This window comes from Marinobacter confluentis (genome assembly GCF_004785685.1).
Classification (GTDB): domain Bacteria; phylum Pseudomonadota; class Gammaproteobacteria; order Pseudomonadales; family Oleiphilaceae; genus Marinobacter; species Marinobacter confluentis.
Genome location: NZ_SRPF01000002.1, coordinates 797482 through 816937, shown reverse-complemented (window position 1 = coordinate 816937; position 19456 = coordinate 797482). Strand labels below are relative to the sequence as shown.

The following is a 19456-nucleotide window of genomic DNA, read 5'->3' as shown; positions in this document are numbered from 1 at the left end:
CAACAAGACTATCGATTACAGTGCATAAAGCGCTGCCGTTTTCTAGCTGGCATGAAATTTTCATGTTTATTCTGTAACCGTGTGGCAGCCACTTTGCCTTTGGGTCATCCGCCGACACCGAACCCTGCGTTATCTGGAGTAACAGATAGTGATACTGAAATTCAGGCACAGCCATCGAATCATTCTCATGCTCGTTGCGGTCTTACTTCCGGGTACGGTTTCCTATGCCGAGGATGGAACGGCGAAATTCCTGCCGCCCAGGGTCAACCTCATCATCAGCAAAGACGTAGGCGGCTTCCAGGCCGAACTGGACAAGCTGGCCGCAACTATTCGAGCGGAGCGTAACAGCACCCCTTTTGAGCTCAACCAGCAGTGCTCCAATCAGGAAGCATCCCGAATTCGTAAGAAGGTGGTTGTTGCAGGGTTCAATGTTGAAAAGCCCGACCAGACTGTTTTTGGCGGGCTGGGTTCGGTGGGCTACGCGGCCAGTGAGTGGCTGTATCAGAACCTTCTGGACACAGGCGAGGTGTTGCCGTTATCTGCGCCGACAAGGCAAATGTTTGCCAGTCTGAGGGCAGGGCCAACCCGGGAGACTGCCGGTAACCGGCTGGAGCAGTATTCTGCGGTGAGTCGCCAGATGGGTGCCCAGTTTGTGGTGTCTGGTGTCATTCGCAACCTGAACGTCAACCGGGCGGAATCCTGGGATTCGTCCTATGCAGCCTCGATCAAACGGTCGCTGTTCAGTGCCGACACCGAACGGGAGTTTGTGGTGGATGTTGTTCTGCACGATGGTTACACCGGGCGGGTGGTTACGGAGCAGCGTTATACGGCATCAGGCCGATGGGATATTCCGCGCACCGGGAAGGTCAGTTTTGGCTCGCCAGAGTTCAATGATTCAGATTATGGAAAGGCTGTGGCAGGGGTGTTTGACGATATCACTGCCGACCTGATGAGCACCATTGACTGCCAGGCGCTGCTGGTGCCGATTCTTGAGGTAGATGGTAAGGATCTGTTGCTGGACATTGGCACCAAGTCTGGCCTGTTGCCTGGCGACAAGTTGCGGGTTGTACGGGCTGAATGGTCCTTGCAGAGGCCCGATGTGCCGCCCAAGCTTTGGGATACCGGCGTGGATCTTCACCTGCACCAGTTAAGCCTCGACACCAGTCGCGCCTGGATGCCGGCGGAGGGCGCCAGCATCAATGTTCGGGAAGGTGATTACGCGGTAATGTATTAGGGCAGGCGTTAGGGCTGTGGCAGCTGCTCAGGCTGCCTCAGCCGCCGCAATATCCCGGATCTTGCCAACCATGGCCCGCAGGCCGTTGCCCCGTGTGGGAGAAATATGGCGGAACAGGTCCAGTTGCTCGAAGAGCTCATCGATATCGGTCGCCAGCAGGTCGCGTGGAGTCTTGCCATTCAGCGCCACCAGAATGATAGCGGCCAGACCGCGCACGATGATCGCATCTGAATCGATCAGCAGATAGAGCTTGCCAGTGGCTTCATCGTGATGGTGAATCAGCCATACCTGGCTCTGACAGCCGTGAACGTAGTTCTCTTCACGGCGTTCATCTTCCGGAAAGGCGGGAAGCTGTTTGCCAAGGTCAATGATGAACGCGTAGCGCTCTTCCCAGTCGTCCAGAAACTCGAAACCGTCCAGTACGTCCTCAAGCGTGGTGTCTTTGCCCAGAGGGTTGTTTTCAAAAGTCTCTGCAGAGGCAGTCATTACAGCATTCCCAGTTCAAGCTTGGCTTCGTCGGTCAGCATGTCGTTATTCCAGGGCGGGTCGAAGGTGAGTTCAACCGTCACCTTGTCCACGTTGGGTACGTGTTCAAGCTTGGTTTTAACGTCTTCGGTAATCACCGGGCCCATGCCACAGCCGGCGGCGGTCAGGGTCATCAGAACGTAAACGTGGTTGCCGTCTTCGGTGCCATTCTCGATCTTGCAGTCGTAAATCAGACCCAGGTCCACCACGTTGACCGGAATTTCCGGGTCGTAGCAGTTCTGCATGGCTTCCCAGACCTGATTTTCGTTGACCGTGCCGTCTTCGGGGGTCTCAAAGCTACTTTCCAGGGGCTTCTTGCCCAGCGCATCGGCGTTGTGGCCTTCAATGCGGGCCAGGTTGCCGTTTACCGCAACGGTGAAGCTGCCGCCCAGTGACTGGGTAATGGTCACGAAAGTATCCGACGGAATCATGATTTCCGTGCCAGCGGGCACCAGCCGTGCCTCTACCTCGCGCTTTGTCAGTACGACTTCCCGTTCTTGCATGCTGATCAAACCTTTAAGCTACAGTAAAGCTCTCTCCGCAACCGCACTCTGCCGTCGCATTCGGATTCCGGAACTGAAATACGGAGTTGACCCCCTCAGTCACAAAATCAATTTCGATACCGTTGACCAGCGGCAGATGCTCATCTTTCACAAACAGATCCACACCGTCGATGTGAAACACCTTGTCGTCTGCGCCAACGTCTTCCACCCACTGGGTTTCGTACTTGAAGCCGGAGCAGCCACTCTTCTTGATGGCCAGTCTAATGCCTTTGGCTTCGGGCTTCTTGTCGAGTTGTTTGCGTACGTGCTTCACCGCGCTGGGCGTCATGGTGACGGCAACGGTTGGTGTATAGACTTCGGCTGTCATGTTTCCACCTCCATCAGGCAAACAGGCGCTGAACTTTCTGCAGCGCGGTGAAGAGTTGTTCTACCTCTTCCATTGTATTGTAAAACGCGAAGGATGCCCGGGCTGTACCGGGAACCCCGTAAAAATCCATTAACGGCATGGCGCAGTGGTGGCCGGTGCGAATGGCGATACCCTGCTGGTCCAGCAGGGTGCCTATATCACTGGGGTGCAGGCCTTCGATTTTAAAGGACATCACCGGTACTTTGTTTTTGGCCGTGCCAATAATCTCCATACCGGGTACGGTTTCGACCAGTTCGTTGGCTCTCACCAATAGTGCGTCTTCCGCTGCCTGCATGCCTTCACGATCCAACCCGTCCAGGTAATCAATCGCTGCGCCAAGTCCGACCGCTTCGGCGATGGCCGGGGTGCCGGCTTCAAACTTGTAGGGCAGGGTGTTCCAGGTGGTGCGCTCGAAGGAAACCCGCTCGATCATTTCGCCGCCGCCCTGATAGGGGGGCATTTCTTCCAGCAGCTCGGCCCTGCCGTAGAGCGCGCCGATGCCGGTAGGCCCGAACAGCTTGTGGGCGGAAAACATGTAGAAATCACAGCCCAGTGCCTGCACATCCGGCTGGAAGTGGGGCACCGCCTGGGCGCCGTCAATCACCGTGATCACGCCCCGGGCTTTCGCCTGTTCCACCAAAGCGGCCACCGGGTTGATGGTGCCCAGCACGTTGGAGACGTGGGTCAGTGCCAGGATCTTGGTGTTGTCGCCCAGCAGGCTATTGAACGAATCCAGGTCCAGTTCGCCCGCCGGGGTGACCGGAACCGGCACCACTTTGGCACCAGTGCGCTCGGCCATCATCTGCCAGGGCACGATGTTGGCGTGGTGCTCCATCTGGCTTACCAGAATCTCATCGCCGGCTTTAAGGCGCTGGGCCAGGCCGTTGGCGATCAGGTTGATGGCTTCCGTGGTGCCGCGGGTCCAGATGATTTCTCTGGTGCTTGCGGCATTCATGAACGCGCGGACTTTCTCCCGGGCGCCTTCAAAGGCACTGGTGGCCCGGTCGCCCAGGGTATGGGCACCACGATGCACGTTGGAGTGCATTTCACGGTAATAACGATCCATCGCGTCCAGCACGGCCAGCGGTTTCTGGGCCGAGGCGCCGTTATCCAGATACACCAGCGGCTTGCCGTTGACCTGCTGGCCCAGGATTGGAAAATCCCTGCGCACGGCGTCAACGTCGAAGCGGGCCTGGGGTGCTGTTTTGGCCATGGATAGATCGTTCATAACCGCTCAGATCTCCTGAAACGCCTGATTGAAAAAGTCGTTCAGCCTCAGCTGTACGGCATCGCGAACGGCCTCAACGGGCACCTGTTCAACCAGTTCATTAATGAAGGCCATGGTCAGCAGGGTGTTGGCTTCCCGGCGGCCGATGCCGCGGGATACCAGATAGAACAACGAGGTTTTATCCAGCTGGCCGATAGTGGCACCGTGGGCACATTTGACGTCGTCTGCGTAGATTTCCAGCTCGGGCTTGGTGTCGATTTCTGCGCCAGTGGAGAGCAAAAGGTTCTTGTTGCTCATGTTGGCGTTGGATTTCTGGGCATCCTGATGAATGTGGATGCGCCCGTTGAAAATTGCGTGAGACTCGTCCGCCGCGATGTTGCGATAGGTTTCTTCACTGTCGCAGTGGGCGGCTACGTGTTCAATCGACGTGTGGTTGTCGTAGTGCTGTTTGCCCTGGGTAACCACAACGCCGTTCAGCTTGCATTCGGCGCCTTCGCCTTCCAGGCGCACCTGCAGGTCATGTCGGCGCAATGGGCCACCGAAACCGACGCAGTGGCTTTCAAAACGGGATGTCGCTGCCTGACGAACACCGGTGGCGCCTATGTGCTGAACGTTTTCGCCTTCCAGTGTCAGCCGCACGTCGGTGACCTGAGCGCCTTCCGCCAGAACGAATTCGGTGACGGTATTGACCAGTACAGGCTCGTTGCCGCTTGAAATGTATTCTTCTACCAGCGTCATCTGGCTGTGCCTTGCCGCGTCCACATAGATACGCGGGTAGGCAGACCCGGCCGAGGACGCGGTAACCTCATGGACGATGAACAGGGGCTGGTCGAGAACGGCTTCCTTATCCAGTTGGATAAGCAGGCCATCTTCGAAACGGGCGGAATTCAGCCGGGCCATTTGCACAGCGTGGCTGTCCAGGGTGTTGTCCAGACGCTCTGCCAGTGCCGCCGCTTCCTGATCATCCAGATCGCAGAAGCGTTGAATGCGAATGCCGTTCATGTCCGGGAAATCGCTGGCTTCCGGAACCATGACGCCATTGCGGAAAATGACACGATAGCCGGGCAGTGCCAGGCTGCTGCCTTCCTTGCCACTGCTCGGCAGGGAAGCAGCAAGTTCGTCGGACAGCTTCAGATGCCGGCTGGAATATTTCCAGTTTTCGGTTTTGCGGGTCGGCAGTGGCATATCGACCAGTGCCGTGCCCCGTTGTTTGCGCAATTCAAGCAGTGGCCCTGGCAGAAACTCGCCGGCCGGCTGAAGAAAGGCGCTGGAAAGCGTTGGTGCTGACTTCATTCCGCGTCCTCCCTTATGTCACTGAAGAACTGGCAGTAGCTTCTTCGTCTTTCACCCCGAGCCAGCCATAGCCGCGCTCTTCCAGCTCGTGGGCCAGCTCGCGCCCACCGGATTTAACGATTTTTCCGCCGGCCAGTACGTGGACGTAATCCGGTACTATGTGGTTCAGCAGGCGCTGGTAGTGAGTCACCATCAGGATGGCGCGGTCTTCAGCACGTAGTGCGTTCACACCGTCGGAAACCACGTGCAGTGCGTCGATGTCGAGGCCGGAATCGGTCTCATCCAGGATTGCCAGCTTCGGCTGCAGCAGCAGTGCCTGCATGATTTCATTACGCTTTTTCTCGCCACCGGAGAAGCCTTCGTTCACGCCGCGCTTGAGAAAGGCCGGGTCCAGGTCCACCTGTTTCGACACTTCCTTGGCGTGCTTCATGAATTCCGCCGCGTTCATTTCCGGCTCGCCACGGTGCAGTCGCATGGCGTTCACCGCGGTACGCAGGAACTGAAGGTTGCTGACGCCGGGAATTTCAACCGGGTACTGGAACGCCAGGAATACGCCTTCGCGGGCGCGTTCTTCGGTTTCCAGCTCCAGCAGGTTTTCGCCGTTGAGCGTGATCTCGCCTTCAGTCACTTCGAAGGTTTCGCTGCCCGCCAGAACCTGGGACAGGGTGCTCTTACCGGAGCCGTTCGGGCCCATGATGGCGTGGACTTCTCCGGCCTTGATTTCAAGGTTGATGCCCTTGAGGATTTCTTCGCCCCCGACGGATGCGTGCAGGTTCTTGATGCTTAGCATGTAATGGTTTCTCTCTTTCGAATCTGTCTCTGAATTTCGTCTTTAACCGACCGAGCCTTCCAGGCTTACCTCAAGCAACTTGCCAGCCTCTACCGCAAATTCCATGGGCAGTTCCTTGAACACTTCCTTACAGAAGCCGTTCACGATCATGGACACTGCCTGTTCCGGGTCGATACCGCGCTGGCGGCAGAGGAACATCTGCTCGTCGCTAACCTTGGAGGTCGTTGCCTCGTGTTCGACGATGGCCGATTTGTTCTTGCTCTCGATGTACGGGAATGTGTGCGCGCCACAGCGGTCGCCGATCAGCAGCGAGTCGCACTGGGTAAAGTTGCGCGCGCCCTCTGCACCGGGACCAAACTTCACCAGGCCACGGTAGGCGTTGGAGCTTTTACCGGCAGAAATACCCTTGGAGATGATGGTGCTGGAGGTGTTTTTTCCCAGGTGAATCATCTTGGTGCCGGTATCGGCCTGCTGGTAGTTATTGGTCAGCGCTACCGAGTAGAACTCGCCCACGCTGTTTTCGCCGCGAAGAACGCAGCTGGGGTATTTCCAGGTCACAGCGGAACCGGTTTCTACCTGAGTCCAGGAAATCTTCGAGTTCTTGCCGATGGCGGCGCCGCGCTTGGTGACAAAGTTGAAGATGCCGCCTTTGCCGTTCTCGTCGCCGGGGTACCAGTTCTGAACCGTCGAGTACTTGATCTGGGCGTCGTCCAGAGCAACCAGTTCGACCACGGCGGCGTGCAGTTGGTTCTCATCCCGCATGGGCGCGGTGCAGCCCTCCAGATAGCTCACGTAGCTGCTGTCTTCGGCGATAATCAGGGTGCGTTCGAACTGGCCGGTGTTAGCCGCGTTGATGCGGAAATAGGTGGACAGCTCCATAGGGCAGCGAACGCCTTTGGGAACGTACACGAAGGTGCCGTCAGAGAAGACCGCTGAATTCAGGCCGGCAAAGAAGTTGTCACCGGCAGGCACCACTGACCCGAGGTATTTCTTGACCAGTTCCGGGTAATCCTGAATGGCCTCGGAAATGGAGCAGAAAATAACGCCTGCCTTGGCCAGCGGTTCCTTGAAGGTGGTTGCCACTGAAACCGAGTCAAAAACGGCGTCTACCGCCACACCGGCGAGTTTTTCGCGCTCATGCAGGGGAATGCCCAGTTTTTCGTAGGTGCGCAACAGCTCCGGATCGACTTCGTCCAGACTCTGAGGCATGTCCTCGGGGCGCTTGGGCGCGGAATAGTAGGAGATCGAGTTGTAGTCGATCTTCGGATAACCTACGTGGGCCCAGTCCGGCTCTTCCATTTCCAGCCAGCGACGATAGGCTTTCAAACGCCACTCCAGCATCCACTCCGGTTCATTCTTGATGCCGGAAAGGCGTGCGATTATCTCTTCGTTCAAACCGGGCTCGAAGGTGTCGGACTCTATGTCAGTCACAAAACCATGTTCGTATTCCCGTTTGACCAGCTCGCTAACCTCTTTATCGGTGGTCGCCATGATCGTCGCTCCGTATCTCTCATCGAGGGCTTCAGCGCCCTGGTGTTTCTGCGTTTTACAGGAGTACGCCCTGCAATCGCTTTTTGGATGACGGATTTCCCCGCATACCCCTAAAAACTTTAATCCGGGTAGCGAACTCCGTTCTTCTGGTGGGCGATTATACAATACCAGAGTAAAATAGTCAGGTATTAAATCGGATGTGTCGCCATTATACCGTATGGCGGAGTTCGGCAGGTGAGTGGTGCGAAGGTAAAAAAGGGTTGAGCCGGCGTCAGTGGCCAAAGTAAGTGGCCACTGACAGCGGTTCTGACGTGCAGGCCCTGCGATCAGGTCTTGCGGAACACCAGGGTGCCGTTGGTGCCGCCAAAGCCGAAGCTGTTGCTCATGACCAGCGGCAATTTCACGTTGTCCTTGCGCTCTCGCACGATCGGGTAGCCTTCGGCGCCTTCATCCAGGTTCTGGATATTGGCCGACGGTGCAATAAAGTTTTCCCGCTGCATGATGATGCTGTAGATCGCCTCATGCACACCCGCTGCGCCCAATGCGTGCCCACAGAGCGGCTTGGTGGAACTCAGGGGCGGAATCCGGTCGCCGAAGGTTTTCTTCAGTGCCGTCAGTTCCGTCACGTCGCCCGCCGGTGTGCTGGTGCCGTGGGTATTGATGTAGCTGATGTCGTCATCCAGGCCTCTCATGGCCTGCTGCATGCAGCGGATGGCGCCTTCGCCGCTGGGCGCAACCATATCAGCGCCGTCAGACGTGGCACCGAAACCAACCAGCTCTGCCAGGATGTTCGCGCCCCGGGCTTCCGCATGCTCAAGTGCCTCAAGCACGACAATGCCGCCACCACCGGAGATCACGAAGCCGTCGCGGTTAGCGTCGTAGGTGCGCGACGCAAGTTCCGGCGTGTCGTTGTACTTGGTCGAAAGGGCGCCCATAGCGTCGAACATCAGGCTCAGGGTCCAGTGAATATCTTCACCGCCTCCGGCAAACATCACATCCTGACGGCCAAGTGCGATCAGATCGGCGGCATGGCCGATTGAGTGCGCGCTGGTGGCACAGGCAGATGTGATGCCGTAGTTCACACCCCGGATACCGTAGGCTGTGGACAGAGTCGCGTTAATCGAACTGCCCATGGTGCGGGGCACGCGGTAGGGGCCAACCCGGCGGATGCCACGTTCACGGTGGGTGTCGATGGCGTCCATCAGTTCCACCGTGGAGGCACCGCCCGCACCGGTGATCACACCGGTGGTGTCCGCGCGGATATGCTCCTCCTTCAGTCCGGACTGCTCGATCGCTTCCTGCATGGACAGGTAGCAGTAGGCCGAAGCCGGGCACATGAAGCGCATCAGCTTGCGGTCGATCAGGCTTGGAAGGTCCAGGTTGATCTGCCCGCAGATGTGGCTTCGGAGGCCGTTATCGATAGCGTCCTGGCTCAGGCCAATGCCGGATTTTGACTCTTTCAGCGAATGAGTTACTTCTTTCTGATTGGTTCCAAGGCTGGACACGATGCCCATGCCAGTAACGACAACACGACGCATTTAATCGCTCCTAAAAATCATCGGTAGAAGTAAACATGCCCACTTTCAGGTCCTTGGCGGTGTAGATCTCACGGCCATCCACTTCCATTCGGGCATCGGCGATGGCCATGGTCAGCTTGCGCCGGATAACCCGCTTGATGTCCAGATGGTAGCGCACCAGTTTGGCGGTGGGCAGCACCTGGCCGGAGAACTTCACCTCGCCGCAGCCCAGGGCGCGGCCCTTGCCTTCGCCGCCGGTTGCAGCCAGGAAAAAACCGACCAGCTGCCACATGGCGTCCAGTCCCAGACAACCCGGCATCACCGGGTCATCAACAAAATGCACCTTGAAAAACCACAGATCCGGGTTGATATCCAGCTCTGCCACAATGCTGCCTTTGCCGTAAGGGCCGTCGGTCTCACTGAAGTGAGTGACACGGTCCATCATCAGCATTTCATTGACAGGCAGGCGCATCTTCCCTGGGAAAAGAGTGCCTTGACCACAGGCCTCAAGGTCGGCCTTATCAAAGTGATCTGGGGTCATATTGCGGTTGTCCCTGTTACAAAGTTATATCATCCACTTTAACGCCAATTGCACAGAAGGCTATTGACCATTGGTTGCAGTCTGCCCCCCGGGATGCAGGATTTCTAGTCGCGGAAGGCGTTTTTTTGCGTACAATGCCGGTTTTCGCAACCATTTCCCCACTCCGGAGCGGGCAGCACTATGAACAGCTACATGATTCTGAAGAGCATCCACATGACAAGCGCATACCTCACCATTGCGCTGTTCCTGCTTTGCGTCATTCTGGATGCCGTTGGCAAGCCGGGCTGGCGCACAACGCCCCTGCGCTGGATTCCTCATGCCAACAATACGGTTTTGCTGGTTGCCGCCATAGGCTTGCTAATAGTAGGCCCCTGGATGGTGTTTGTGGATGGCTGGGTGACAGCGAAACTGTTTTTGCTGGTGGGCTACATTGGCGCCGGTGCGGTTGCACTGAAAGACACCCGTCGCAAGTCAGTTCGCGTTATCGCCGGTGTCCTGGCCATTGTGCAACTGCTGGCGATTCTGCATCTGGCGCTTGCCAAGCCTTTCTGATTTTGCGAACACGGGCTGCCGGTTCCAGCGACCGGCGGCCTTTTTTCCGTTCTGAATTGTCTGTTTTAAGACTCTCCCTGCCGCATTTTCTACGTAGTAATACGTACGTACGTCCGCCTAGCGCTCAGTAGTTCCTGCTTATATTTTGGTCATTCCTACGGATTGTTAGCTTTCATGGCGCCATGGATCATGAGCCGTGAATGACCTTGTTTGATTAAATTCAAAGCAAACAACAAATATAAATAGGCAGGTCTTACATGAATGTTCAAGCTGGCAATCTGAACGTGCTTTTTATTCCACTGCTGGTTGTAATTCTTTTCTCAGGCTGCAAAGAGTCGCCGCCTCCGGAAACCACTACGGCACCCACGGAGCCGGCACCAGAACCCACCGTTTACACCTTGACGCTCGCGCAGACCTGGTCTGCAAATGCCCCTATTTTTGGTGAGACAACCATCAATTTTGCGGAGATGGTCAACGAGCTTTCGGCAGGGCAACTGGTGGTTGAGGTGGTCGCCGCTGATGAACATCAGCAGCCCTTCGGCGTTTTCGAAATGGTGAAATCCGGCGAGTATGACATGGGGCATTCTGCGTCCTACTACTGGAAAGACATCGACCCCAATACCCTGTTCTTTACCACCTTACCCTTCGGAATGTTGCCTCAGGAGCAGTACGCCTGGTTTTACCACGGTGGCGGCATGGAACTGATGCACAAGGTTTACAGCAAGCATGGGTTGATGTCCTTTCCCGGCGGCAACACCGGCAACCAGATGGGAGGCTGGTTCAGGAAAGAGATCAAGGGCCTGGAGGACCTCAAGGGCCTGAAAATGCGGATTCCGGGGTTTGCCGGTGAGGTGCTCAAGGATCTTGGCGCTGAACCCGTCAATCTGGCCCCCGGAGAACTCTATGACGCATTGAATGATGGTCAGATCGACGCTCTTGAGTGGGTCGGTCCGTCATTGGATCTGGGCATGAAATTTCACCAGATCGCCCGGTTCTATTACACCGGCTGGCATGAACCGGCTACCGAGTTGCAGTTCCTGATCAACGAAAAGAGCTTTGAACAGCTGCCAGTGCACCTTCAGAAAGTTCTGAAAATTGCCATGCGCACTGCCGCCTATGACATGTATACCCAGTCAACCTTCGAGAGCGCGGAAAACTGGTCCACCATTCAGGTGGAATATCCGGGCGTCGAGCTTCGAACCTTTCCTCCGGAAGTTCTTGAGGCCCTCTATGATTCCACGCGAAAGCTGCTAGAGGAGCGGTCTGACGAAGACCCGCTTGCCAAAAACATCCTGAGCTCCCAGTCGCGGTTCTTCTGGAAAGTGCGCCGCTGGACTCAGATTGCAGATCAGGCCTACCTGAACAGTCAGCCGAGGGGCGGCGTGGCCACTTGTAGACCCTGATGTCAGGCCCGGTTCGGGCGAAATAACTGAACGAACAATAAAAGGAATGAAGTTATGAAAAAGCTTGTTAAAGCCGCCGCAATTGGCGCAGTGGTTTCCTCGATCCTCTTTGCCTCGTTGGCTCAGGCGTCGGAAAAGACGTTCACTCTCCGCCTGGCGGAAACCTGGGGACCCAACTTTCCGATCTTCGGTGACACCACCAAGAACTTCGCCGAGCGCGTTGAAAAAATGTCCGACGGACGCCTGAAAGTCCGCATCGACTCCGCCAACAAGCACAAGGCACCGCTGGGCGTTTTCGACATGGTCAAGGCCGGCCAGTACGACATGGGCCACTCCGCGTCCTACTACTGGAAAGGCAAGGTGCCCGAAACCCTGTTTTTCACCAGCATGCCGTTTGGCATGACCGCTGTTGAACAGTGGGCCTGGTTCTACCACGGCGGTGGCATGGAACTGATGCAGGAAGTCTACGAGCCCCACAACCTGCTGTCCTTCCCCGGCGGTAACACCGGCGTTCAGATGGGTGGCTGGTTCCGTGAGGAAATCAAGACTCTGGAAGACCTTCAAGGCCTGAAAATGCGTATCCCGGGCTTCCAGGGTGAGGTATTTGCGGAAGTGGGCGTTAACCCCACCAACATCGCCCCGGGCGAGCTTTACACCGCACTTGAGCGTAACACCATTGATGCCGTTGAATGGGTAGGCCCGGCACTGGACCTGCGCCTTGGCTTCCAGCAGATCGCTGACTACTACTACACCGGCTGGCACGAGCCTGCGACCGAACTGCAGTTCCTGGTCAACAAAAAAGTCTGGGATGAACTGCCGGCTGACCTGCAGGAAATCATGCGAATCGCCATGCGTACAGCGTCCTACGACATGCTGATTCACTCCCAGCACGCCAACGCTGAAGCCTGGGCCACCATCAAGGACAAGCACCCGAACGTGCAGATCAAGCAGTTCCCCAAGGAAATTTTCCAGGCCATGTATGACGCCAACGAGAAGCTTCTGGCAGAAGCGGCCGAAGGCAACGAGCAGGCGGCACGCATTATTGAATCCCAGGAGGAATACCTGAACAAGAGCCGCGCCTACACGGACATTTCCACGCGCGCCTATCTCAACACAATGACAGAAGTTGAGTAAATATCGGCGCTAACTGAACCGGGGTCACTCTATGCGACCCCGGTTCCATCGTTTATACCCATCGGAAAATCGCCAGTTCACCTGGCGGAGGAAGAGTAATGCGTTGGATTATCAAGCTCGATGACGGGCTGGCCTGGTTTTCAATTTTTTGTGGCTGGGTCGCCTGTGCCGCGATGATACTGATGGCGGGGAATGTCTTCTACGACGTTTTTACCCGCTACGTCCTGAACGACGTGTCTATCGGTATGCAGGAGATGGAGTGGCACCTGTATTCGGTGGTTTTCCTGCTTGGTATTCCCTACGCTCTGCGCACCGACGGACACGTACGCGTTGATGTGCTTTACACCCGTTGGAGCGACAAAACCAAGGCGTGGATCAACCTTATTGGCGCCATTATCTTTATCATCCCGTTCTCCTACCTGATCTGGCATTACGGCCAGGCATACGCTGTAGAGTCTTACAGTATGGGCGAGGGCAGCCCCGACCCGGGCGGTCTTGCGCATCGGTGGATTATCAAGAGCGTGATTCCCATATCTGCCGTGTTTACCGGCATAGCCGGATTCAACATGGCCACACAGGCCCTCCGGGTAATGTCGGGTGAAAAAACCTACGAAGCGAAACACGGCGCGGAGGGTCTCGCATGATTGGCATGATTATGTTCGGGGTCGCCCTGCTGATGCTGATGTTCGGCTTCCCTGTCGCCTTTACTTTTGGTGGCGTGGCACTGTTTTTCGGAATTTACGCAGAAGGCATGGACCTGTTTGCCTTTATGCCCTTCCGCATTATGAGCGTGATGCAAAACACCACGCTGATGGCGGTACCCCTGTTCATCTTCATGGGTGTGGTTCTTCAGCGGACCAAGCTGGCCGCCCAGCTGCTAACCTCCATGGGCCGCCTGTTCGGCGGACTGCCCGGTGGCCTGGCCATCTCCACCATTCTTGTTGGCGCGCTGCTTGCTGCCTCGACCGGTGTGGTAGGCGCCAGTGTGGTGGCGATGGGCCTGATTTCCCTGCCAGTCATGCTCGCCCACGGTTACGACAAACGGCTGGCCACGGGCACCATCTGTGGCGCCGGCACCCTGGGCCAGATTGTTCCACCTTCCATCATTTTGATTATTCTGGGTGATGTTCTAGGCCTTCCGGTCGGAGATCTGTTCAAGGCAGCTGTTCTGCCTGGCGTTGTCCTGATCGGTCTTTACATCGTCTACATTCTCATTCTCACCCGATTCAAGCCTGAAATGGCGCCAGCCATGCCAGACGACAACAACAAATCCAGGAGCAAAGAGATACGTGACGCACTATTGGCGATCATCCCGCCACTGGCGCTGATGGTTGTAGTCCTGGGCTCCATTTTTGCCGGTATCGCCACACCCACTGAATCATCTGCACTCGGCGGTGTCGGTGCAGTGATTCTGGCCCTGATCTATCGCCAGTTCTCGTTCAAGATGATCTGGGACGCCTCCAAGGACACGGTCAAGGTGACCGCTATGGTGTTTGCCATCCTGATCGGGGCAACGGCTTTCTCGATGGTATTCAGCTACACCGGAGGGGATTACCTGCTGGAAGAATGGATGTTACAGCTTCCCGGCGAGAAATGGGGCTTCCTGATACTGACGATGATCATCATTCTGGTGCTGGGCTTCTTCATCGATTTTGTCGAAATCTCGTTCATCATTGTGCCGATCCTGGCTCCCATTGCCGAACTGATGGGCATCAACATGCTTTGGTTCGCCATCCTGATTGCCATGAACCTGCAAACCAGCTTCCTGACGCCACCCTTCGGGTTCAGTCTGTTCTACCTCAAGGGGGTGTCGCCCCCGGAAGTTCAAACTACCGACATCTACAGAGGTGTTATGCCGTTTATCCTGATACAGATCGCAGTGTTGATCGCCATTATTGTTCTCCCGGAGGTTTTTGGAATGTCGGCGTCCTGAGGTACAAAAAGCGCCGGTCTGGGCTAGACTTTGGTCTTATCTGGAGGCTACAGCACCGGTGGATAGCTCCGCCGGTGCGCCAAAACAATAAAAAGAGCAGCAGCTATGTCATTAAGAACAAAACTTATACTGCTTGCCCTGGTGCCACTGCTTATTGTCACCGGCATTTTCTCGATTGTGACACTGCATCAGGGGGAGAGGCTGACGGAGCGGGAATTGCAGATCTTCGAACAGAACCTTCGGCGCTCCAAGGAAACCGCGTTGAAAGACTATGTGTCGATCATGCGCACCGCGGTGGAGTTCGTTCGCCAGAATTCCACCACCGAGGAAGAAGCCCAGGACAGGGTGCGGGCCCTGATGCAGAAAGCGTTTTTCAGTGACGACGGCTATTTCTACGCCTACACAAAAGACGGGGTCAACGTTGTTCACGCCGCACAGCCGCAACTGGTGGGCAGGCAGATGTTTGATTTCCAGGATAGAAGCGGCGACTACCTTATCCGCGAGCTGATCAGCATTGCAGAAAACGGTGGCGGTTATTATCAGTACCTCTGGAATCAGCCAACCACTGGCAAGGAAGTGGATAAGGTCGGCTACGTCGAACAGATCGAAGACTGGCAGTGGATGTTTGGCACCGGGCTGTATATTGACGACATTGCCTCGGAGATGCGCCTGATCGAGGCGGGCGTGGATGCCAACGTGCGACAGACGCTGGTGGCTATTCTGGTTGCCCTGATTGTTTCCATCTGCATCATTCTGATCGCCGTGGTTCTCTTCAACGTGCACGAGCACCGCCTGGCAGACCAGAATCTCAAAGAACTCAGCCATAGAACCGTTCAGCACCAGGAAGAGGAGAGGCGTCGAGTCTCCCGTGAGCTGCACGACGGTATTAATCAACTGCTCGTGTCCGTGAAATATCGCCTGGAAACGGCGATGAAGCAGATTCCCCAAACCAACACGGCGATTCAGGAATCCTTGGCCAAGGGAGATGAAGGCCTGAAGCACGCGATCCACGAAGTAAGGCGTATTTCCCACGACCTGCGCCCCAGCGTACTGGATGATCTGGGTTTGCTGGCGGCCCTGAACCATTTGCTGGCGGATTTCCGTGAACGAAATGACATCACCACCTACCTTGATATCCAGTCACCCAAAAGCGAGATATCAGAGGAAGTTGCAACCACCCTCTACCGCATCGTTCAGGAAGCACTCTCGAACATCGAAAAACACGCCCGTGCGTCGAGAGTAGCGGTGAGCCTGGAGGAGGACGCCGAAGGGCTCTTCCTGTGTATCTCCGACAACGGCATGGGAATTGACAAGAAGGATGCCTATGCCAAGGTCGGAATAGGATTGCGGAACATGCGCGAGCGCGTGGAGTTTCTGGGAGGAAGTTTTGAAGTGTTGCCGGGGCAGATAAGCGGCACCCGGATCATGGCCTCATTTGCGCATTTTCAGGCGAGGCCCGGCTAGAACAATAATTCGAAAGCCTGTGTGGCATAACGGTGATAATGCGATGAGCTCATCGGAATCGGTATTGAAAGTCTTACTGGTGGACGACCACATCCTGATACTGGAAGGCATAAAGGCCAGGCTCGATCAGGAGGAGGGTATTGCCGTCGTCGGGCAAGCCGCCGACGGTCTGAATGCACTGGCACAAGTGGAGGATTTGCGCCCGGATGTTGTGGTGATGGACGTTAGCATGCCAAACATGAACGGCATCGAAACAACAAAGATATTGCATGAACGTTACCCGGACCTGAAAGTGCTGATTCTCAGCATGCATGACAACCGGGAATATATTTCGCAACTCATGTCCCACGGCGCAAAAGGCTATATCCTTAAGGACATTTCGGTTGAAGAAATGGTGCGGGCGATTCGCACGGTCGCTGACGGCGCCACTTATATCTGCCGTGCGGCGACCGAAACACTTTTCAACAGCGAGCAGAGCAGTGGCTCGGCAGCCAGTAAACTCACCCGTCGGGAAGAGGCTATCCTGATCAGGGTGGCGAAAGGGCTCAGCAGCAAAGCCATATCCAATGAGCTGAATATCAGCGTCAGAACCGTTGAGACCCATCGGCAGAACATCAAGGCAAAGCTTGTTCTTAATACGACCGCAGAATTGACCAAGTATGCCTACGATCAGCATCTGATCTAGGGCAATCGAGGCTATTGATCGGCCCGGTCTTTTGGCGGCGCGCAGACCAGGTCAAGTAACGTCCGACCTGCGTTTTCGATCTGACCTGCATCGCCAGTAGTCAGGAAGTCCAGAGTGAAACCGCGCATGGCGGCCAGCATGATTCGGGCTCTCTCGTTAGCCTGTTGTTCCGTAAATCCCACCTTTCTGAAAAGCTCGGAAATTGCGCCAACCCAGGGCTCAACCACACCGCTCAAGAAATCTGCGCATTCTTCCCGGTGACGCAGTGCATAGCTGTAGGTTTCGAAATGCAGTTGGTAAAAAGCACGGAATTCTGTCGTTGTATACCGGCGCCAGAAGGTCAGGAAGAACGCTTTCAGATCATCCACGGAATTAACCAACTCGGTTTCGGCCTTGAACAGGGCGCTTTCGGATCCGCGAACCTCGCCGATGATGGCCGCCCATAGCCCGTACTGGCTGCCAAAATGGTAGTTCAGCATGCGGTGACTGATGCCTGAGGTTTCTGCAATCGCACGCATCGATCGAAACACATACCCGTGTTCGAGCGCATCGTTTACAACCTTTCTAAGAATGCTTGCCGGCGGCGTTTTGACCGGCTGTTCCGCCCCTTCAGTTTTCTTTCTCACAGGATTCCTTTGTGTGTCAGTTCTGGTCTCGACGATCAATAAATCACGCCGCAAAGGTTGACATTTTCAAAAAATGATTACTACACTAAAAATGTACCAAGTGGTACATACCGGTAATGATCTTGCCGGATGCGCCTTACAAAAACAAATACGGCAAAGAAGGGTATGTCATGAAAATACCTGGCATCTTGAAAAATTATCCCGGGCTCGCCGGAGTAGCGACATTACCGATGCTTTTCTGCGAGAGCGCAATGGGTCTGGACCTGTCGCCGGCAAACAGCGCATTGTCCATCAATCTCAATACTACCGCTTCTTACGGTCAGGTCTGGAGAATTGAGGGACAGGACCCGAACAACGATCTGATGAACCAGAACGACGGCAACCGGAATTTCGACACCGGACTGGTTTCAGAAGTGTTCAAGATTACCTCTGAGGCATCGCTCCGCTATCGAAATTATGGCGCCTTTATCCGGGGAACTGCATTTTATGACACCCAGATAATGGACCGGTCGACGGACTACGAGGACAACAACACCCCCTTCCAGCCCAGCGCCAATTACCCGAACAATGATCGGTTCACTGAGGAAACACGCGATGAGGCCGGGCGTGATGCAGAACTGCTGGACGCCTATGTTTACGGTAACTGGTTTCTGGGTGACCGGCTTTTGTCGGCACGCCTCGGGCGTCAGGTATTCAACTGGGGTGAAGGGCTGTTCTACCGAAGCGGGCTTAACAGTACCAACCCGGTGGACGTGGCCAAATTCAGGCTGCCAGGTTCCGAAGTAAAGGAAGTTCTGGTGCCGCTGGGTGCCATTTCGGCCAGTATCGATGTGACGGAAAGCCTGAGCGCCGAAGCTTTTTACCAGTGGGAATGGGAGGCTTCGTCGTTTGACCCGGTGGGTACGTTCTTCTCAACCTCTGACCTGTTTGTGCCGGGCAGCCATACCGCTTATACCAACAGCCCGGCATTCGCCAACCCGACGTTCCAGGCCACCTACAGTGGTCTTTCAGCCATGAGTGTGGCCGGGCTCCAGGGTACCGACTATCTGGACAGCGTTGGCAATTTCAAGGTGTCCAGCGTTGGCGACGATATAGAACCACCCGATGATGGCCAGTTTGGCCTGGCGTTCCGGCTGCTGGCCGAGGACCTGAATTACACCGAGTTCGGATTTTACTTCGTGAACTATCACGATAAAGAGCCGGTGATTTCCTCGTCTTTTAACGAGACCTCGCTGGATCTGGATGCGCTCACCAGTGCCGTGACTGGCGGAAGCATCAACAGCTACCAGAATCTGTTGGCAGCCGCCGCTACCGGTGACCCGACTGCAGCTGCAGCCGCCGGACTGGTTCAGGGTTCATCGGTCCTTGAGGCGGGCAACCTGTCCGTCGCCCGCAGGGAATTCCTTGAGGACATCCAGGTGTACGGTGCCAGTTTCAATACCACGGTCGGAAAGGCCTCGGTGTTTGGTGAGGTGACCTACCGCCCGGAAATGCCCATTGGAAAAGCCGCCCTGAATGACCTGGTTGCAGATGTGCTGGCACAGACGCCCCAGCTTTTCGCGGGTCAGGATGTGAACGTCGGTGGTACCGAAACCAACAAGAATTCGACCCTCAATAACTATGAAGAGGTTGAACTTTATAACCTTTCACTGGGCACGGTTTACAACTTCGGGCCGGGGCTGTCCTTCGACAATATGGTTGGCGTTGCCGAGGTGGCCTCGGAAATGGTTCGAGGTAGCTCCCTCAAGTACACCGCTTACGATGGCTCCACCCGTTATTACGCCGGTCGCGCCAACAAGGAATACGCCGCAGGTTTTGGCAGGGACGAGCAGATCGACAGAAATGCGTTTGGCGCTACGGTCTTTGTTTCCGGCCAATGGAACGATGTCTTTGCGGGGGTAAATCTGTCGCCTTACGCCGTCTACAAGGATGATTTCAAGGGTAACTCCCATTCCAACGGTAATTTCATTGAGGGGCGCAGCGCTTACACCCTGGGTGTGAAAGCCAGTTACCTGGCCTCATTGGAAGCGGAAGTTCTGTACACCGGTTTCTCCGGCGCGGGCGAGAGTAACGTCTCCCGCGACCGCGACAATATCGGCCTGAACATCAAGTATTCTTTCTGAGAGGTGCG

At 55.8% G+C, this 19456-nt stretch carries 19 protein-coding genes; 9 read left to right on the top strand and 10 right to left on the bottom strand.

Features of this window, described 5'->3' with window-relative positions; all coding sequences use genetic code 11:
• Window positions 1–148: 148 nt before the first annotated feature.
• Window positions 149–1234: a flagella assembly protein FlgT middle domain-containing protein gene (locus tag E5Q11_RS09400; protein WP_135803135.1), complete on the top strand. Its 1086-nt coding sequence runs from the start codon at window positions 149–151 to the stop codon at window positions 1232–1234.
• A 27-nt stretch (window positions 1235–1261) separates the two neighbouring features.
• Here E5Q11_RS09400 and E5Q11_RS09395 read toward each other — a convergent pair whose 3' ends face one another.
• The 9 genes from E5Q11_RS09395 to fabA form a co-directional block, all read right to left on the bottom strand.
• Entirely contained in the window at window positions 1262–1720 is a 459-nt protein-coding gene (locus E5Q11_RS09395; protein WP_135803134.1) for a SufE family protein, read from the bottom strand.
• A complete protein-coding gene (gene sufT, locus E5Q11_RS09390; protein ID WP_135803133.1) occupies window positions 1720–2262 on the bottom strand; it encodes a putative Fe-S cluster assembly protein SufT in 543 nt (180 codons plus the stop codon). The genes E5Q11_RS09395 and sufT overlap by 1 nt, the downstream gene beginning before the upstream one ends.
• Window positions 2263–2275: 13 nt before the next feature.
• The gene (locus E5Q11_RS09385; RefSeq protein ID WP_135803132.1) at window positions 2276–2629 is read right to left on the bottom strand and encodes a HesB/IscA family protein; all 354 of its coding nucleotides are present in this window, start codon (window positions 2627–2629) and stop codon (window positions 2276–2278) included.
• A 13-nt stretch (window positions 2630–2642) separates the two neighbouring features.
• Entirely contained in the window at window positions 2643–3896 is a 1254-nt protein-coding gene (locus E5Q11_RS09380; RefSeq protein WP_135803131.1) for an aminotransferase class V-fold PLP-dependent enzyme, read from the bottom strand.
• A gap of 6 nt (window positions 3897–3902) precedes the next feature.
• Window positions 3903–5189, bottom strand: coding sequence for a Fe-S cluster assembly protein SufD (gene sufD / locus E5Q11_RS09375; RefSeq protein ID WP_135803130.1), 1287 nt, complete (start codon window positions 5187–5189; stop codon window positions 3903–3905).
• Window positions 5190–5202: 13 nt separating this feature from the next.
• On the bottom strand, window positions 5203–5979 hold the full coding sequence (sufC, locus tag E5Q11_RS09370; protein ID WP_135803129.1) for a Fe-S cluster assembly ATPase SufC: 777 nt from the start codon (window positions 5977–5979) through the stop codon (window positions 5203–5205).
• Window positions 5980–6021: 42 nt separating this feature from the next.
• Window positions 6022–7470 carry a Fe-S cluster assembly protein SufB gene (gene sufB / locus E5Q11_RS09365; protein ID WP_135803128.1) on the bottom strand — a complete coding sequence of 483 codons (1449 nt, stop codon included), beginning with the start codon at window positions 7468–7470 and terminating at the stop codon, window positions 6022–6024.
• A 326-nt stretch (window positions 7471–7796) separates the two neighbouring features.
• Window positions 7797–9008: a beta-ketoacyl-ACP synthase I gene (gene fabB, locus E5Q11_RS09360; protein ID WP_135803127.1), complete on the bottom strand. Its 1212-nt coding sequence runs from the start codon at window positions 9006–9008 to the stop codon at window positions 7797–7799.
• 10 nt (window positions 9009–9018) lie between these two features.
• Window positions 9019–9528 carry a bifunctional 3-hydroxydecanoyl-ACP dehydratase/trans-2-decenoyl-ACP isomerase gene (gene fabA / locus E5Q11_RS09355; RefSeq protein ID WP_135803126.1) on the bottom strand — a complete coding sequence of 170 codons (510 nt, stop codon included), beginning with the start codon at window positions 9526–9528 and terminating at the stop codon, window positions 9019–9021.
• Between the two features lie 180 nt (window positions 9529–9708).
• On the opposite strand from fabA, the gene E5Q11_RS09350 reads away from it, so the two are divergent.
• The 7 genes from E5Q11_RS09350 to E5Q11_RS09320 all read left to right on the top strand — a co-directional run bounded on the left by E5Q11_RS09350 (window position 9709) and on the right by E5Q11_RS09320 (window position 16699).
• Window positions 9709–10080 (top strand): SirB2 family protein, encoded by a 372-nt coding sequence (locus E5Q11_RS09350; protein ID WP_135803125.1) that lies wholly within the window; start codon window positions 9709–9711, stop codon window positions 10078–10080.
• A gap of 257 nt (window positions 10081–10337) precedes the next feature.
• Window positions 10338–11483, top strand: a complete 1146-nt coding sequence (locus tag E5Q11_RS09345; RefSeq protein ID WP_135803124.1) for a TRAP transporter substrate-binding protein — start codon at window positions 10338–10340, stop codon at window positions 11481–11483.
• Window positions 11484–11537: 54 nt separating this feature from the next.
• Complete coding sequence (locus E5Q11_RS09340) at window positions 11538–12617, top strand: TRAP transporter substrate-binding protein (protein WP_135803123.1); 1080 nt, start codon at window positions 11538–11540, stop codon at window positions 12615–12617.
• Window positions 12618–12715: 98 nt separating this feature from the next.
• Window positions 12716–13261: a TRAP transporter small permease subunit gene (locus E5Q11_RS09335; RefSeq protein WP_135803122.1), complete on the top strand. Its 546-nt coding sequence runs from the start codon at window positions 12716–12718 to the stop codon at window positions 13259–13261.
• Window positions 13258–14550: a TRAP transporter large permease gene (locus tag E5Q11_RS09330; protein ID WP_135803121.1), complete on the top strand. Its 1293-nt coding sequence runs from the start codon at window positions 13258–13260 to the stop codon at window positions 14548–14550. Before E5Q11_RS09335 ends, E5Q11_RS09330 begins: the two co-directional genes overlap by 4 nt.
• A 105-nt stretch (window positions 14551–14655) precedes the next feature.
• Window positions 14656–16014 carry a cache domain-containing protein gene (locus E5Q11_RS09325; protein ID WP_135803120.1) on the top strand — a complete coding sequence of 453 codons (1359 nt, stop codon included), beginning with the start codon at window positions 14656–14658 and terminating at the stop codon, window positions 16012–16014.
• 43 nt (window positions 16015–16057) lie between these two features.
• Complete coding sequence (locus E5Q11_RS09320) at window positions 16058–16699, top strand: response regulator transcription factor (RefSeq protein ID WP_135803119.1); 642 nt, start codon at window positions 16058–16060, stop codon at window positions 16697–16699.
• Window positions 16700–16710: 11 nt separating this feature from the next.
• On the opposite strand, the gene E5Q11_RS09315 is transcribed toward E5Q11_RS09320, so the two are convergent.
• On the bottom strand, window positions 16711–17325 hold the full coding sequence (locus tag E5Q11_RS09315) for a TetR/AcrR family transcriptional regulator (RefSeq protein ID WP_135803118.1): 615 nt from the start codon (window positions 17323–17325) through the stop codon (window positions 16711–16713).
• Window positions 17326–17555: 230 nt separating this feature from the next.
• On the opposite strand from E5Q11_RS09315, the gene E5Q11_RS09310 reads away from it, so the two are divergent.
• Window positions 17556–19448 carry a DUF1302 domain-containing protein gene (locus E5Q11_RS09310; protein WP_210426304.1) on the top strand — a complete coding sequence of 631 codons (1893 nt, stop codon included), beginning with the start codon at window positions 17556–17558 and terminating at the stop codon, window positions 19446–19448.
• Window positions 19449–19456 lie beyond the last annotated feature (8 nt).